Below are 16,153 nucleotides of genomic sequence, written 5' to 3' on the forward strand. Positions count from 1 at the left end.
TGCCTCTATCCTCGTGCGTGGATTTGCTCCGGGAGGTCGTGATGGAAAATGTTCGGAACCTGACCCCGGCGCCTGCGCCGATATCCGGCATTATCGCTTGCGGCGTTTACACGGCGGGGCGCCGCATCGCCGACATTCCCATCGAGGAAGCCGGCGAATGGGCAAAAAAATCCGGTCATGTCGTCTGGATCGGCCTGTTGGAGCCCGACCGTAACCTGTTGCTGCGCGTCCAGGCGCAGTTTCACCTGCATGAGCTGGCGATCGAGGATGCCGAGCACCCGCACCAGCGACCGAAGATCGAGCAATATGGCGACGCCTTGTTCATCGTCGCCCGCACCGCGCAGCTGATCGAGGGCCGGGTCACCTTCGGCGAGACCCATTTGTTCGTCGGCTCAGGCTACATAGTCAGCGTCAGGCACGGTCCCTCGACGTCCTATGCCGCCGTTCGTCAGCACTGGGAAAGCTGCCTGCACTCGCTGGCCAAGGGCGAGGATTTCGTCCTCTATGCCATCCTCGATTTCATCGTCGACAATTACATGCCGGTGCTCGAGCAGATCGAGGACGAGGTCGAGGCGATCGAGGACAAGGTTCTGCTGAAGCCGATGACCGCTCCCGACATAGAGCGGCTCTATATGCTGCGCCGCGATCTCCTGCGCCTGCGCAATGCCGCGCTTCCGCTGGTCGAAGTCTGCCGAAGGCTGACCAGCGCCGAGCTGCCGCAGATCCACACCGCCATGCATCCGCTGTTCCGCGACGTCACCGATCACATCCGCACCGTTCAGGAGAAGATCGACAGCCTGCGCGAGGTGCTGGCATTTGCTTTCGAGGCGAGCTTGCTGGTCGGCCAGAGTCAGGAAACGGCCAACACCAAGAAGCTCGCCTCCTGGGCCGCAATCCTGGCGGTGCCGACGGCGCTCGCCGGCATTTACGGCATGAACTTCAGCGACATGCCGGAACTGAAGATGGAATACGGCTATCCGGTGGTTCTGGCCACGATCGCGCTGATCTGCGCGTTTCTGTATTGGCGGTTCAGGAAGAATGGCTGGTTGTGAAGTAGGGCAGTAGGGCAGTAGGGGAGTAAGGCAGTAGGGCAGTAGGGCAGCATTTCGTGAGCGCGACTTTCCGCGCACATACTGCCCTACTGCCTTACTCCCCTATTCCCTTATCTACCTGCTCCGCCGCCGCTCCGATGCCGGCTGGAATGCCACGCGGGCGTGGTACTTGCAGTAGGGACCGGTTTCGGCGGCATCGTTGCCGCAGAAATGGAAGTCCTCTGAAAGCGGATCGCCGTTCGGCCATTTGCAGGTCCGCTCGGTCAGCTCGACCAGCTGCAGATGCCGCGAGATCGGCAGCACGACATTTTCGACCGGGCGGATGTAATGGCGTGCCACGGGTTCGGCGTCGAACTGCGTCTGCAAAGCAGTGGCGCCGACCGATGTCGTGACATGGCGTGCCGTGGTTGCGGCGCGTGATACCGATTTCTGGACAGTCGATCCTTGCGCTGCCTTCTTCTGGCGTGTCGGCGTGGCGGTCGAGCGACCGCGGCCCGACAGTTTCAGCCGATGCACCTTCCCGATGACCGCATTGCGGCTGACCCCTCCAAGCTGCGCAGCAATCTGGCTTGCGCTCAGACCCTCCGACCACAGTTTTCTCAAGAGTTCTACCCGCTCGTCAGTCCAGTTCATGAGACCGCGCTCCTCTAAGCGTGCGGCAATCGGAATCCTTCTCCCGACCCGGCAACATTTGCCAGGGCAGACACCACATATATCTGGTGATTAGGTCCGCCGCACGAAATCTAGTTATTTCTCGACTACAACTACTCTATGCGCTGACTCGGTGACAAGAGTCCCAAGTGCAACACGAATCGGTTTTTTCGGTTTTCCCCAACTTGCCCGGTCGCTTATGAGCCGGCGTCCCGTCGGGGGGCTTGCCGCGCGCCACTACGCGACGTTTTCGTTGACTTCATGGCCGAAAAACAGGATAAGCCGCACAGGCCGCCGCTTTGGCGGCTTTTTTGATTTTCCGGTACCGGAGACGCATATAATGAGCGGTTCGGCGCTTTACGAGACCTTTGCTCGCGCACCCCTGGCCTTTGACCACGGGGAAGGCACATGGCTGATTACCGACAAGGGCGAGCGATATCTCGATTTCGCCGGCGGCATCGCCGTCAATTCGCTGGGCCACAGCCATCCGCACCTGGTCGCCGCACTCACCGAGCAGGCAGCCAAGCTGTGGCATGTCTCCAACCTCTACGAGATCCCCGGGCAGAGCCGGCTTGGCGAACGGCTGGCCGACGCCACCTTCGCCGACAAGGTGTTCTTCACCAATTCCGGCGCCGAGGCGCTGGAATGCGCGATCAAGACGGCGCGGCGCTACCATTTCGTCAAAGGCCATCCCGAGCGCTTCCGCATCATCACCTTCGAAGGCGCCTTCCATGGCCGCACGCTGGCGACCATCGCGGCTGGCGGCCAGTACAAGTATCTCGAGGGCTTCGGCCCCAAGGTCGAAGGTTTCGACCAGGTTGGCTTCGACGACATTGACGCCGCCGAAAAGGCGATCACGCCGGAGACGGCCGCGATCCTGATCGAGCCGGTGCAGGGCGAGGGCGGTATCCGCCCGGTGCCGACGCAGTCGCTGAAGCGGCTCAGGCAATTGTGCGAGCAGCACGGCCTGCTGTTGATCTACGACGAGGTCCAGTGCGGCATCGGCCGCACCGGCAAGCTGTTCGCACATGAATGGTCGGGTGTAACGCCCGACATCATGGCGATTGCCAAGGGTATCGGCGGCGGCTTCCCGATGGGCGCCTGCCTTGCCACGGATGAAGCGGCGGTCGGCATGACCGCCGGCGTGCATGGCACCACGTTCGGCGGCAACCCGCTTGCCATGGCGGTCGGCAACGCCGTGCTCGATGTCGTGCTGGAAGACGGCTTCCTCGAAGATGTCCAGCGCAAGGCGCTGCTGATGAAGCAGGGTCTGGCGTCGGTCGCCGACGAGTTTCCCGAAATCATCGAGGACATCAGGGGTGCCGGGCTGATGCTCGGCCTCAAATGCGCCATGCCCAACACCAAGGTGAACATGGCCTTGCGCGACCAGCACCTGTTGACGGTTCCGGCCGGCGACAACGTCATTCGCCTGTTGCCGCCGCTCACCGTCACCGACGCCGAGATCCATGACGCGCTCAACCGCATCCGCGCCGGCGCCAAGGGCCTGGCGGAGGCGATCGCTTCCGCCGCGGCGAAGTAATCCCGGAATCATTGCTGATGTCAGTTCGCCATTTCACCGATCTTTCCACCGTTTCCGAAGGCGACCTGCGCTTGATGCTGGACGACGCGGTGGTGCGAAAGGCGCGGCTCAAGGCCGGCGAGCGCACCAAACCGCTCGAAGGCAAGGTGCTGGCGATGATCTTCGACAAGCCGTCGACGCGCACGCGCGTCTCCTTCGACGTCGGCATGCGGCAGCTCGGCGGCGAGACCATCATGCTGACCGGCACCGAGATGCAGCTCGGCCGTTCCGAGACCATCGCCGACACCGCCAAGGTGCTGTCGCGCTATGTCGATGCGATCATGATCCGCACCACCTCGCATGAGCGGCTGCTGGAATTGACCGAGAACGCCACCGTGCCGGTGATCAACGGACTGACCGACGATACCCATCCCTGCCAGCTGATGGCCGATATCATGACCTTCGAGGAACATCGCGGTCCGGTAGCCGGCAAGACCATCGCCTGGACCGGCGACGGCAACAATGTGCTGCATTCCCTGCTCGAGGCCTCGGCCCGGTTCCGCTTCAACCTCAACGTCGCCGTTCCCGAAGGCAGCGAGCCGGCGCAGAAGCATATCGATTGGTCGCAGGCGCATGGCGGCAAGCTGCACTTCACCCGCTCGCCCGAGGAAGCCGTCGACCAGGCCGACTGCATCGTCACCGATTGCTGGGTGTCGATGGGCCAGGAGCATCGCGCCCGCGGCCACAATGTGTTCTCGCCCTACCAGGTCAATGCCAAGCTGATGGCGAGAGCCAAGCCGGACGCGCTGTTCATGCATTGCCTGCCGGCGCATCGCGGCGAGGAAGTGACAGACGAGGTTATCGACGGACCGCATTCGGTGGTCTTCGACGAAGCCGAGAACCGGCTCCATGCCCAGAAGGCCGTGCTTGCCTGGTGTCTAGGCGCTTGAAGTGTCTGGGCGCTTGATCCCTGGGAGCTTGATCTGCGGGCGTGTGATGCCTATTTGCGCCGCATCACGCAAATCAAGCGCGTTTCGACGCATGCGCCCCGGAGGGCGGCATCGCCGCGCCCTGGAGCTTTGTCATGTTGGAAACCTATCAAGTGACTGAACATCACCCCAAACTCGGCGAATTCGGCTATGCCGGCGACGATCACGTCGTGCCATTCGAGGTCGGCCCTCTCGACGTGCGCGGCCGCACGGTCCAACTCGGGCCGATGCTGGACGCCATCCTCAGCCGCCACGATTATCCCGAGCCGGTCGCCCGCCTGCTGGCGGAGGCCTGTGTGCTGACCGTGCTGCTCGGCACTTCGCTGAAGTTCGAGGGCAAGTTCATCCTGCAGACCCGCACCGACGGACCCGTCGACATGCTGGTTGCGGATTTTTCCACGCCCTCGGCGCTGCGCGCCTATGCGCGTTTCGATGCCGACCGGCTGGAAGCGCTGGTCGCGGCGGGCGAAACCTCCCAGCAGACGCTGCTCGGCAGTGGCGTGCTGGCGCTGACCATCGACCAGGGCGCCCATACGCAGCGCTATCAGGGTATCGTCCAGCTCGATGGCGAGACCCTGGAAGACGCGGCACGCACCTATTTCCGTCAGTCGGAGCAGATCCCGACGGATATCAGGCTGTCGGTGGCCAAGCTTTTGACGCCCGGTCCCGGCGGCGCCCGCGAGCAATGGCGCGCCGGCGGTATCCTGGCGCAGTTCCTGCCGCAGTCGCCCGAGCGCATGCGCGTCCCGGACCTGCCGGGCGGCGATGGCGATCCGCGTGAGGAGATCCACGATCCGGTCGACAATTCCTGGCAGGAGTTGCTGGCTCTGCTCGGCACCATCGAGCCGACCGAACTCATCGACCCGACGATCGGCGCCGAGCGGCTGCTCTACAGGCTGTTCCACGAGCATGGCGTGCGCGTCTTCGGCGGCGTTCCGGTCGCCGACCAGTGCTCGTGCTCCAGGGACAAGATCCGCGGCATCCTCGAGGGTTTTTCCGCCCAGGAGATCAAGGACAGCACCGAAGACGGCGGCATCCACGTCGCCTGCGAATTCTGTTCGAAGCAATATGATTTCGACCCGGCGGAATTCGCGGCCCAGTAGAGTAGAAACCACGCCTCACCGGTCGCTCCGCGGCCGGTGAGGCGAAATCAATTCACCGTCCGCCGCGTCCCCGGCAAGTCCAGCGAAAACGCCGGAATGGCGATGTCGAACGTCTCGCCCCGCTTGTTGCGCATCGTGTAATGCCCGACCATGATGCCGGACGGTGTCGAGAGCGGGCAACCGGACGTGTACTGGTAACTGTCGCCGGGATTGAGTTCGGGCTGGTCGCCGACCACGCCGGGGCCGCGCACTTCCTCGACCCGGCCGGTGCCGTCGGTGATGTGCCAATAGCGCGACAGAAGCTGCACGAAATCGTCCGACTGATTGTCGATCGTTATCTGATAGCCCCAGACATAGCGGTTCTCAGAGGGATCCGAACGGTCCTCCAGATAGAACGGCCTGACCTGCACTTCGATGTTGCGCGTGACGGCGCTATACATAAGCGGCTCCAAAAAACGGTTCCAGCGGAACTTTCGGCGCTCCGTGCGGTTAGGTCAACCGATCGAAGCCTCCTCTGGCCGACCTCGCGGGCAGGTGCCGACAAAGAATGTCATTTAAGTGACATATGACAATGATGGTGTGCGCGGACTGGTGACGCGCGACTCGGGCGCTCTGCTGAACTGTTGAAACCGGCCATCTTGCGGACCGGTTTTCCTGGAGTGACCGGATCTCGATGCAACTCACTCTCATAGCCGCCACGCTTTCAACCGTCCTCATCCTCTCGAATCTCGCCAGCATCGTGCTCGCCGCGTCGCGTCTGAGACGGCGTCGCACCATTGCGCCGCCGGCCGGCAAGCCGCGGCCGGTGTCGATCGTCGTGCCGTCGCGCGGCGTCGAGCCGTTCACGCAGGAGACGCTGGAGCGCGCCTTCTCGCTCGACTGGCCGCGCTATGAGCTGATTTTCTGCGTCGCCCATGCCGACGATCCGGTGGTCAAATTGATAAACAGGACGATCGTCCGGTTTCCGAAAGTGCCGGCCCGGCTGCTTGTCGGCGACGACCGCATCAGCGCCAATCCGAAACTCAACAATTGCGTCAAGGGCTGGGAAGCGGCGCGGCACGACTGGGTCGTCCTGGCCGATTCCAACGTGCTGATGCCGAGGGACTACATCCAGCACCTGATGGCTGCCTGGCGGCCCGGCACCGGCCTTGTCTGCTCGACGCCGATCGGCTCGCGGCCGGCCGGCTTTTGGGCCGAGGTCGAATGCGCTTTCCTCAACACGCTGCAGGCGCGCTGGCAGTATGCCGGCGAGGCGCTCGGCCTCGGCTTTGCCCAGGGCAAGAGCATGCTCTGGAACAAGCCGATGCTCGACGCCAATGGCGGCATCCGCGCGCTGGCCGCCGAGATCGCCGAGGATGCCGCTGCGACCAAGCTGGTGAACAGTCTCGGCCTGCGCGTCAATCTCGTCGCCGCCCCCTTCGAGCAGCCGCTTGGCCGGCGCTCGTTTGACGAGATCTGGTCGCGTCAGGCCCGTTGGGCGCGCCTGCGCCGCGTCACTTTCCCGCTGTTCTTCGCACCCGAAATCCTGACCGGCGCCGTGGTGCCGCTGGTGCTTGCGTTTCTTGCGGCGGCAAGCGCCGGTTTCAGCCTCTGGGCAACCGCCCTTGCCGTGCTGGCGGCCTTCTATCTTCCGGAGTGCGCCCTGGCCTGGTCCAAGGGCTGGTACCTGTCGCCACGCATGGTCGCCGCGATCATGGCGCGCGACCTGATCCTGCCGGCGATGTGGGGGCGCGGTTGGCTCGGCGGCGCCGTCGACTGGCGCGGCAATGCGATGACCATCGGCACCAAGACGGCCGAGCTGGAAGAGACGCCGTCCGGCGCCTGAAGGCCTCCTACCTGGCCTTCAGCGCCTGCGCGATGTCCTCGAGCAGATCGTCGGCATCCTCCAGGCCAACCGACAGCCTGAGCGTGCCCGGCCCGATGCCGAGCTCGGCGCGCGCCTCGTCGCTGAGATTCTTGTGCGTCGTCGTCGCCGGGTGGGTGATCAGGCTCTTGGCGTCACCGAGATTGTTGGAGATCAGGACGATGTCGAGCGCGTTCTGCAAGGCGAAGGCCGCCTGCTTGCCGCCCTTGACGTCCAGGCAGATCAGCGTCGAGCCGCCCGACATCTGCTTCTTGACGATGTCGGCCTGCGGATGGTCGGCGCGGCCGGGATAGATGACGCGCGCGATTTCCGGCCGTTCGGCCAGAAAATCCGCGATCCGGCCGGCACTTTCCGTCTGCTGGCGTACGCGCAGCGGCAGCGTTTCCAGGCCCTTCAGCAGCGTCCAGGCGTTGAAAGGCGAAAGGCTTGGGCCGGTATGGCGGAAATAATCGTGCAGGTTCTCGTCGATCCACTTCTTGTCCGACAGGATGACGCCGCCGAGGCAGCGCCCCTGGCCGTCTATGTGCTTGGTCGCCGAATAGACGACGATATGGGCGCCGAGCTGCAAGGGCTTCTGCTGCAGGGGCGTGGCGAAGACATTGTCGACGATCAGCCTGGCGCCGATCGAATTGGCAAGCGAAGCGACAGCGGCGATATCGACCACTTCCAGCGTCGGATTGGTCGGGCTTTCCAGGAAGAACAGCTTGGTGTTCGGCTTGACCGCCTTTTCCCAGTTGGCGATGTCGGTGCCGTCGACCAGCGTCGCCTCGATGCCGTATCTCGGCGCCAGCGTCTCGACCACCCAGCGGCAGGAGCCGAACAGCGCACGCGCCGCCACGATATGGTCGCCGGCCTTGGCGCTGCACAGAAGGGCGGCCGTCACCGCGGCCATGCCCGACGCGGTGGCGCGCGCGTCTTCCGCACCTTCCAGCGCGCACATGCGCTTCTCGAACATGTCGACGGTCGGATTGGCGTAGCGCGAATAGATGAAACCCGGCTCTTCGCCCTTGAAACGGGCTTCGGCGGCTTGCGCCGTTTCGTAGACATAGCCTTGGGTGAGATAGATCGCTTCTGACGTTTCGCCGAAACCGGAACGCAGCGTTCCGCTGTGCACGAGTGCCGTCTGAGGCTTCCAGTTGCGCTTCTTGGTGCTCATCGCTTTTCTTCCAGACACAAAAAAACCGGCCGCGAAAGTCGCAACCGGTCCATACGGCCTTGCGGCCCGACGGTCCTTTAGCGACTTGTTTAACGTGGCTGCAAGCCGACCGGCCAAATCACCACGGGATAACGACCCTTTAGACCCGCACCGCGCTTGCGTCAATTGCCGGCTTCATTAAGAGGTTTGTACCAAGCAGGAGTGGAGCCTTGCGGCAGACAGGCATTCTTCCCGACCAGGACATATCGGCGCTGTTCCAGTCCGGCGCGCTGAAGTCGGCGCGTGCGCTCGACACCGACCAGATCCAGCCGGCCAGCCTCGATCTCAGGCTCGGCGACAAGGCCTGGCGGGTGCGCGCCTCCTTCCTGCCCGGCCCCAATCACAAGGTCTCGGAAAAGCTCGACCGGCTGCAGCTGCACGAGATCAATCTGGCCGAGGGCGCGGTGCTGGAGACCGGCTGCGTCTACATCGTGCCCCTGCTTGAAAGCCTGGCGCTGCCGGCGGACATTTCAGCCTCGGCCAATCCGAAGAGTTCGACCGGGCGGCTCGACATCTTCACCCGCGTCATGACCGATCGCGGCCACGAGTTCGACAAGATCGCGGCCGGCTATCATGGCCCGCTCTTTCTGGAAGTCAGCCCGCGCACCTTCCCGATCGTCGTCCGCACCGGGTCGCGCCTGTCGCAGATCCGTTTCCGCACCGGCAATGCGCTGCTCTCCGAAGCCGAGTTGCACGACCTGCATCGCACGCAGATGCTTGTCGCCACCGAGCCGCCGAACATTTCCGGCGGCGGCATCGCGCTGTCGATCGACCTCAACGGCGATCAAAGCGGCTTGGTCGGCTATCGCGGCAAGCATCACACCGGCCTCGTCGATGTCGACAAGCGCGCGGCCCAGGAAGTCGTCGACTTCTGGGAACCGATCCACAAGAGCGGCGCCGGCGAATTGGTGCTCGACCCCGATGAATTCTACATCCTCGTCAGCCAGGAGGCGGTGCATGTGCCGCCGCTCTACGCCGCCGAGATGACGCCCTTCGATCCGCTGGTCGGCGAATTCCGCGTCCATTATGCCGGCTTCTTCGATCCGGGCTTCGGCCATTCCGCATCCGGCGGCACCGGCAGCCGGGCGGTGCTGGAAGTGCGCAGCCATGAAGTGCCGTTCATCCTCGACCACGGCCAGATCGTCGGCCGGCTGGTCTACGAGCATATGCTGAAGCGGCCGCAGGCGCTCTACGGCACCGATCTCGGCTCCAACTACCAGGCGCAGGGCCTGAAGCTGTCCAAGCATTTCCGCGCCGCGCGCTGACCCTCATTGCCCCAAGGCAAAATACTTGCCTGTACCGGCTCGCCATGCTTGGCTGCCTTGCCGCCCGTCAAGCTGGCGGCGTTCAAGGGGAACCAAGAAAATGCGATTTTCGAAATGGGTCATATCGGCGGCGGGCGCTGCCATGCTGGCAATGCTGGCCGGCTCTCCGTCGGTGCAGGCGGCGGAGAAAATCAAGATCGGCACCGAGGGTGCCTATCCGCCGTTCAACACCATCACCGCCGACGGCAAGGTCGAAGGCTTCGACATCGACATCGCCAATGCCCTGTGCGCGCAGATGAAGGTCGAATGCGAGATCGTTACCCAGGACTGGGACGGCATCATTCCCGCTTTGCAGGCCAAGAAATTCGACGCCATCATCGCCTCGATGAGCATCACCGAGGAGCGCAAGAAGCAGGTCGCCTTCACCAACAAATATTATACGACACCGCTGGCTCTGGTGGCGCCGAAGGACACCGATCTCACCTCGACCGAACCGGCGGCCCTTGCCGGCAAGACGGTCGGTGCCCAGGCTTCGACCACGCAGGCCGACTATGCCCAGAATGAATATGGCAAGGCGGGCGCGGAGGCCAAACTCTATCCCACCCAGGAAGAGGCGATCACCGACCTGACCAACGGTCGTCTTGACGCCGTGATCTCGGACAAGTTCGTGCTGATGGACTGGCTGAAGAAAGCAAGCGACGGCTGCTGCAAGCTGGTCGGCGACGTCAAGGGCACCGAGACCCAGGCCGGCATCGCCGTGCGCCTGGACGACACGGCCCTGCGCGACAAGCTCAACGCAGCCATCGACGCGATCGTTGCCGACGGCACCTACAAGAAGATCCAGGCCAAGTATTTCGACTTCGATATTTATTGAGGCAGAGGCGCCTTTTTCCTTCTCCCCTTGTGGGAGAAGGTGTCGCCGGAGGCGACGGATGAGGGGTGTTCCAGGGAACGCCAACGTTTCACTCCGCTGGAACACCCCTCATCCGTCTCGGCGCTAACGCGCCGATCCACCTCCCACTTGGGGAGAAGGAAAAGGCGCGCTCTCAAAGCGCCTTCACAGCCACCTTCACCGGCTGCTCGATCTCGAGCGGGTTGCGCAGCGGCAGGCCGAAATCCCCGGCCTCGATCTCGAAGACATCGCCGGCCTCGGTCGTGATGCCGTCGGCGAAGGACAGCGTCGCCGTGCCGAACATGTGCACATGCACGTCACCCGGCTGGCGAAAAGCCGCGTATTTGAAATGATGATGTTCGAGATTGGCGATGGTGTGCGACATGTTCGCTTCGCCGGACAGGAACGGCTTTTCCCACAGCACCTCGCTGTCGCGCACGATGCGCGAGGTGCCGCGGATGTCGGACGGCAGGTCGCCGATCAGGATCTCCGGCCCGAACGAGGCGTTGCGCAGCTTGGAATGCGCGAGGAACAGATAGTTCACGCGCTCGGTGACGTGGTCGGAAAACTCGTTCGACAGCGTGAAGCCGACGCGGAAAGGTGCGCCGTCGTCGCCGATGACATAGATGCCGGCGACTTCGGGCTCTTCGCCGGCGTCCTTGGCAAAGGCCGGTGACAGGAGTGCGGCGCCTGGCGCCACCGCCATCGTGCCGTTGCCTTTGTAGAACCATTCCGGCTGCACGCCGATCTGGCCTTTCGCCGGCTTGCCGCCCTCCAGCCCCATGCGGAACATCTTCATGGAATCGGTGAGCTGCTCCTCGCCGTCGGCGCTCAGCTTCTTGTGCATGGAATCGCGCGTCGCGGCGGAGCCGAGATGCGTCAGCCCGGTGCCGGTCAGGTGCAGATGCGCCGGATCGGGGTGATTGATCGGCGACAGCAGCCGCCCCTTCTTGTAAGCGGCCTCGAGATCGACCGTCTCGCCAAGCCCCTTGCGTTCGATCAGCGCGACGAGGCCGACGCCGGTGCGGGCGGCCTCCATCGCCAGCGAATAGACGCTGCGGGCGCCATTGATGATCCGGGTCTTGCCGCCATTGCGGGCGACGACGCGGATGGTCTCGGCGTCGTCAAGGATCTGGGAGATCAGCATGATGAATCCTCTCTCATTTGCCTTGGCAGGGCTGCCAAAACGGCAAACCTTGCTCAGCGCGGCCGGGACCTCGTCCATGCCACGGTTTAAATTCTCAGTTCGGATTGCGCTCGCGGGCCTGGTCCCTCAGGGACTTCTGTTACCGGCGGGTTGCCGGCAGCGTCGCGATCGTATGCCTCCTGCTTTCCTCGACCAGAGCAGTTCACCGTTTCACGGAAACGGCGAACCGCTCTAACTCATTGTCTTGGCGCAATTCCGGGCGGAAAACCGTTTCACACTTTTCCTGGAATTGCTCTTAAGTCCGTTCAAGCCTTGTTCTTGTTGTAGACGTCGAAGATCACGGCGCCGAGCAGCACCAGGCCTTTGACCACCTGCTGCCAGTCGACATTGACGCCCATGATCGACATGCCGTTGTTCATCACGCCCATGATGAAGCCGCCGACCACCGCGCCGATGACCTGACCGACGCCGCCCATCGCCGAGGCGCCGCCGATGAAGACGGCGGCGATGACGTCGAGCTCGCTGCCGAGGCCCGCGGCCGGCACCGCCTGTCCCAGTCGCGCCGCGATGATCAGGCCGCCGAGCGCCGACAGCACGCCCATATTGATGAACACCATCAGCGTCAGCCGCTCGGTGTTGATGCCTGACAGCTGCGCGGCCTTGGCATTGCCGCCCATGGCGTAGATACGGCGGCCGATGGTCATGCGCTTGGTGACGAAGACGAACAGCGAGATCAGCACGCCCATGACGAGCAGCACGACCGGCAGGCCTCTGTAGCTGGCGAACTCATAGACCAGGAACAGCGCCAGGGCGCTGGCGACCAGCGTCTTGACGACGAACAGGGCAAAGGGCTCGGCCTCATAGCCATGGCGTTCGCGCTTGCGACGCGTCCTCACCCCGAAATAGGCATAGGCCAGCACGGCGATCAGGCCGAGCACGACTGTCGTCATGTGCAGGGTCACGCCGCTGCCCAGGATGGTCTTGCCGGCCGCGTTCACCACCGGCGGGACGAGCGTCAGCGGGCCGATCACATCAGGGATGAAGCCGGAGCTGAGCATTTTGAAGTCGTCCGGAAGCGGGCCGACCGAAGAGCCGCCGCCGAGCAGCGCCTGGCAGATGCCGCGGAAGATCAGCATGCCAGCCAGCGTCACAATGAAGCTCGGTATCCGGTGATAGGCGATCCAATAGCCTTGCGCGGCGCCGATCAAGCCACCCGCAACCAGGCAGACGATCGAAACCACCAGCGGATTGCTGAGCGGTCCCAGCTGCCAGATGACCATCATGTTTGCCGCCAGCGCGCCGATGAAGCCGGCGACCGACCCGACGCTGAGGTCGATATAGCCCGATACGATCACCAGCAGCATGCCCAGCGCCATCACGATAATGAAGGAGTTCTGCTGCACCAGATTGCTGAGGTTGACCGGTTTGAACAGCGTTCCCGACGTGGTGAACTGGAAGAACAGCATGATGACGATCAGCGCGATAATCAGACCGTATTCGCGCAGGTTCGTCGCCAGCGCCGAGACGGCGATGCGCGGGCGCTGTTCCTCGGCGACATTGCCCTGCGGGGCGGGGGCGGTTTCGGTGCTCATGCTGCTTTTCCTTCTCCCCGGACGATGGCGCGCATTATTTTTTCCTGGCTTGCTTCCGCCGCCGGCATTTCGCCCACCATGCGCCCTTCGTTCATGACGTAGATGCGGTCGGTAATCCCGAGCAATTCCGGCATTTCCGACGAGATGACCACGATCGCCTTACCCTCCGAGGCAAGGCGCGCGATGATCGTGTAGATTTCATACTTGGCGCCGACATCGATGCCGCGTGTCGGCTCGTCCAGGATCAGCACGTCAGGGTCGGCAAACAGCCATTTCGACAGCACCACCTTCTGCTGGTTGCCGCCGGAAAGATTGCCGGTCATCTGATAGACGCTGGACGCACGGATATTGGTCTTCTTGCGATAGTCGTTGGCGACGGCGAGCTCGCGCATGTCGTCGATCACGCTGTGGCGCGACACGCCGCCGAGATTGGCCAGCGTAATGTTGTGCTTGATATGGTCGATGAGGTTGAGGCCGTAGGTCTTGCGGTCCTCGGTGACGTAGGCAATGCCGTGCTGAACCGCCTTGCTTACCGACGAGACATCGACCGGCTTGCCCTTGAGCATCACCTCGCCGGTGATGCGGCGGCCATAGGAGCGGCCGAACAGGCTCATGGCGAATTCGGTGCGCCCGGCGCCCATCAGCCCGGCAATGCCGACCACCTCGCCCTTGCGCACATTGATGTCGATGCCCTTGATCACCTGCCGCTCGGCATGGAGCGGGTGATAGACCGACCAGTTCTTCACCTCGAACACGATCTCGCCGATCTTGGGCTCACGCGGCGGATAGCGGTCGTCGAGCGAACGGCCGACCATCGAGGTGATGATGCGGTCTTCCGAGATATCTTTCTTGGCCAGCGTCTCGATGGTGCGTCCGTCACGGATGACGGTGACCTTGTCGGCGACCCGGTTGATCTCGTTGAGCTTATGCGAGATCAGGATCGAGGTCATGCCTTGCCGCTTGAATTCGAGCAGCAGGTCGAGCAGCGCCTGGCTGTCCTTCTCGCTGAGCGACGCTGTCGGCTCATCGAGGATCAAAAGCTTGACGTCCTTGCTCAGCGCCTTGGCGATTTCGACCAATTGCTGCTTGCCGACGCCGATATTGGTGATCAGTGTCTTGGGGTCCTCCTTGAGGCCCACCTTCTTCAACAGGGCGGCGGTGCGCGCCTCGTTGGCATCCCAGTCGATGACGCCGAATTTCGCGTGCTCGTTGCCGAGGAAGATGTTTTCGGCGATCGACAGCATCGGCACCAGCGCTAGCTCCTGGTGGATGATGACGATACCCTTGTGTTCGCTGTCCTGGATGCCCTTGAACTGGCATTCCTGGCCTTGGAAGATGATCTGGCCGTCATAGGTGCCGGAGGGATAGACGCCCGACAGCACCTTCATCAGCGTCGACTTGCCGGCGCCGTTTTCGCCGACCACGGCGTGGATCTCGCCTTCCTCGACGCTGAGGTTGACGTTCGACAGCGCCTTCACGCCGGGAAACGTCTTGGTGATGTCGCGCATCTCCAAAATCGTCGGGGCCATGGGGACTACCGCTCCTTGAGAGCTCGGCAAACATTGCCGGCGAGGTCGGTGACAATACCGGGCTCGCTGGTGAACGAAAAGGGGCCCTGCGTTGCGCAGGACCCCCTGACTTTGTAACCGGGATTACTTCAGTTCGTCGGCCTTGATGTAGCCGGAGTCGACGACCAGCGCCTGGTAGTTCGACTTGTCGACTTCATGCGGCGTCAGCAGGATCGAGGGAACGACCTTGACGTCGTTGTTGTAGGTCTTTTCATCGAGGCCGTCCGGCTTGCCGCCCGAGAGCACCTTGTCGACGAGCTGGACGGTGGCCTTGGCCAGTTCGCGGGTGTCCTTGAACACGGTCGAGTACTGCTCGCCCGAGATGATCAGCTTGACCGAAGCGGTCTCGGCGTCCTGACCGGTCACGATTGGCCAAGGCTGAGCTTCGGTGCCGTAGCCGACGGCGCGCAGCGAGGCGGTGATGCCGCGCGACAGGCCGTCATAGGGCGACAGAACGCCATCGACGCGGCTGCCGTCCGAATAGTTGGCCGACAGCAGATTGTCCATGCGCGCCTGGGCGGTGGCGGCGAGCCAACGCAGCGTGCCGACCTTGTCCATGCCGGTCTGGCCGGACTTGATCTTGATCGAGCCGTCGTCGATCAGCGGCTGCAGGACGGAGATGGCGCCATTGTAGAAGAAGAAGGCGTTGTTGTCGTCGGGCGAGCCGCCGAACAGTTCGACGTTCCACGGCTTGGTGTTCGGGAAGCGTTCCTTGAGGCCCTTGACCAGCGAATTCGCCTGGATCACGCCGACGCCGAAATTGTCGAAGGTGGTGTAGTAGTCGACATTGGCGGTCTTCTTGATCAGGCGGTCATAGGCGACGACGACGACGCCCGCGTCAGCGGCCTTCTGCAGAGCATCCGACAGGGTGGTGCCGTCGATCGAAGCGATGATCAGCGCCTTCGGGCCTTTGGTGATTTCGTTTTCCAGCTGGCTGAGCTGGTTGGGGATGTCGTCCTGCGCGTATTGCAGGTCGACGGTGTAGCCGAGAGCCTCGAGCTGGGACTTGACGGCGTCGCCGTCATTGATCCAGCGCTGCGAGGTCTTGGTCGGCATCAGCACGCCGACGAGACCCTTGTCGGCTGCGTGCGCCGAGTAGGTCATGGCAGCGATGCCAAGGGCCGCGACGGCGGCCAGTGTCTTGATGATTTTCACTTTAACTCTCCCTGTTTGATGGACGCGGCACCCCGGGGGTCGCGGGCCGCGCAATCGTGCAGAAGCGCCAAGGCACCGCTGCCGTCATATCGATCTCCGGTATCCTCCCATGGCCCCGAGACGCTGATTCAATCGATACGATTTTTCTCGTCGGCGACCGT

14 protein-coding genes and 1 riboswitch are annotated in these 16,153 nt (G+C 63.1%); of the genes, 7 read left to right on the forward strand and 7 right to left on the reverse strand.

The annotated features are described in order from the left end of the window. Positions 1–41: 41 nt before the first annotated feature. Positions 42–1,052 (forward strand): magnesium and cobalt transport protein CorA, encoded by a 1,011-nt coding sequence (locus LB519_RS02875; protein WP_224618597.1) that lies wholly within the window; start codon positions 42–44, stop codon positions 1,050–1,052. A 114-nt stretch (positions 1,053–1,166) separates the two neighbouring features. Here the strand turns inward: LB519_RS02875 and LB519_RS02880 are convergent, their stop codons facing one another. Continuing rightward, positions 1,167–1,685 carry a GcrA family cell cycle regulator gene (locus LB519_RS02880; RefSeq protein WP_063170012.1) on the reverse strand — a complete coding sequence of 173 codons (519 nt, stop codon included), beginning with the start codon at positions 1,683–1,685 and terminating at the stop codon, positions 1,167–1,169. 358 nt (positions 1,686–2,043) lie between these two features. On the opposite strand from LB519_RS02880, the gene LB519_RS02885 reads away from it, so the two are divergent. The 3 genes from LB519_RS02885 to LB519_RS02895 all read left to right on the forward strand — a co-directional run bounded on the left by LB519_RS02885 (position 2,044) and on the right by LB519_RS02895 (position 5,314). Beyond that, positions 2,044–3,243 carry an aspartate aminotransferase family protein gene (locus LB519_RS02885; protein WP_063170013.1) on the forward strand — a complete coding sequence of 400 codons (1,200 nt, stop codon included), beginning with the start codon at positions 2,044–2,046 and terminating at the stop codon, positions 3,241–3,243. Positions 3,244–3,260: 17 nt separating this feature from the next. Next, positions 3,261–4,172, forward strand: a complete 912-nt coding sequence (gene argF / locus LB519_RS02890; RefSeq protein ID WP_013533642.1) for an ornithine carbamoyltransferase — start codon at positions 3,261–3,263, stop codon at positions 4,170–4,172. A gap of 134 nt (positions 4,173–4,306) precedes the next feature. Further along, the gene (locus LB519_RS02895; protein WP_032808387.1) at positions 4,307–5,314 is read left to right on the forward strand and encodes an Hsp33 family molecular chaperone; all 1,008 of its coding nucleotides are present in this window, start codon (positions 4,307–4,309) and stop codon (positions 5,312–5,314) included. A 47-nt stretch (positions 5,315–5,361) separates the two neighbouring features. Here LB519_RS02895 and apaG read toward each other — a convergent pair whose 3' ends face one another. Next, positions 5,362–5,754, reverse strand: coding sequence for a Co2+/Mg2+ efflux protein ApaG (apaG, locus tag LB519_RS02900; RefSeq protein WP_013533640.1), 393 nt, complete (start codon positions 5,752–5,754; stop codon positions 5,362–5,364). 233 nt (positions 5,755–5,987) lie between these two features. On the opposite strand from apaG, the gene LB519_RS02905 reads away from it, so the two are divergent. Next, positions 5,988–7,139, forward strand: coding sequence for a ceramide glucosyltransferase (locus LB519_RS02905; protein WP_224618599.1), 1,152 nt, complete (start codon positions 5,988–5,990; stop codon positions 7,137–7,139). 7 nt (positions 7,140–7,146) lie between these two features. Here LB519_RS02905 and LB519_RS02910 read toward each other — a convergent pair whose 3' ends face one another. After that, positions 7,147–8,334: an O-succinylhomoserine sulfhydrylase gene (locus LB519_RS02910; protein ID WP_127384517.1), complete on the reverse strand. Its 1,188-nt coding sequence runs from the start codon at positions 8,332–8,334 to the stop codon at positions 7,147–7,149. Positions 8,335–8,391: 57 nt separating this feature from the next. After that, positions 8,392–8,469, reverse strand: a riboswitch (SAM riboswitch). Positions 8,470–8,543: 74 nt separating this feature from the next. On the opposite strand from LB519_RS02910, the gene LB519_RS02915 reads away from it, so the two are divergent. Next, positions 8,544–9,638, forward strand: a complete 1,095-nt coding sequence (locus LB519_RS02915; protein WP_013533637.1) for a 2'-deoxycytidine 5'-triphosphate deaminase — start codon at positions 8,544–8,546, stop codon at positions 9,636–9,638. Positions 9,639–9,738: 100 nt separating this feature from the next. Next, the gene (locus LB519_RS02920) at positions 9,739–10,512 is read left to right on the forward strand and encodes an ABC transporter substrate-binding protein (protein ID WP_050596217.1); all 774 of its coding nucleotides are present in this window, start codon (positions 9,739–9,741) and stop codon (positions 10,510–10,512) included. Positions 10,513–10,684: 172 nt separating this feature from the next. On the opposite strand, the gene araD1 is transcribed toward LB519_RS02920, so the two are convergent. The 4 genes from araD1 to chvE form a co-directional block, all read right to left on the reverse strand. Beyond that, positions 10,685–11,677, reverse strand: coding sequence for an AraD1 family protein (gene araD1, locus LB519_RS02925; protein ID WP_013533635.1), 993 nt, complete (start codon positions 11,675–11,677; stop codon positions 10,685–10,687). A 305-nt stretch (positions 11,678–11,982) separates the two neighbouring features. Beyond that, positions 11,983–13,269 carry a multiple monosaccharide ABC transporter permease gene (gene mmsB / locus LB519_RS02930; protein ID WP_027161717.1) on the reverse strand — a complete coding sequence of 429 codons (1,287 nt, stop codon included), beginning with the start codon at positions 13,267–13,269 and terminating at the stop codon, positions 11,983–11,985. Continuing rightward, the gene (gene mmsA, locus LB519_RS02935; RefSeq protein WP_224618601.1) at positions 13,266–14,798 is read right to left on the reverse strand and encodes a multiple monosaccharide ABC transporter ATP-binding protein; all 1,533 of its coding nucleotides are present in this window, start codon (positions 14,796–14,798) and stop codon (positions 13,266–13,268) included. The genes mmsB and mmsA overlap by 4 nt, the downstream gene beginning before the upstream one ends. Positions 14,799–14,921: 123 nt before the next feature. Continuing rightward, complete coding sequence (chvE, locus tag LB519_RS02940; protein WP_024503154.1) at positions 14,922–15,992, reverse strand: multiple monosaccharide ABC transporter substrate-binding protein; 1,071 nt, start codon at positions 15,990–15,992, stop codon at positions 14,922–14,924. Positions 15,993–16,153: the final 161 nt, after the last annotated feature.

The organism is Mesorhizobium sp. AD1-1 (genome assembly GCF_020164655.1).
Classification (GTDB): domain Bacteria; phylum Pseudomonadota; class Alphaproteobacteria; order Rhizobiales; family Rhizobiaceae; genus Mesorhizobium; species Mesorhizobium ciceri.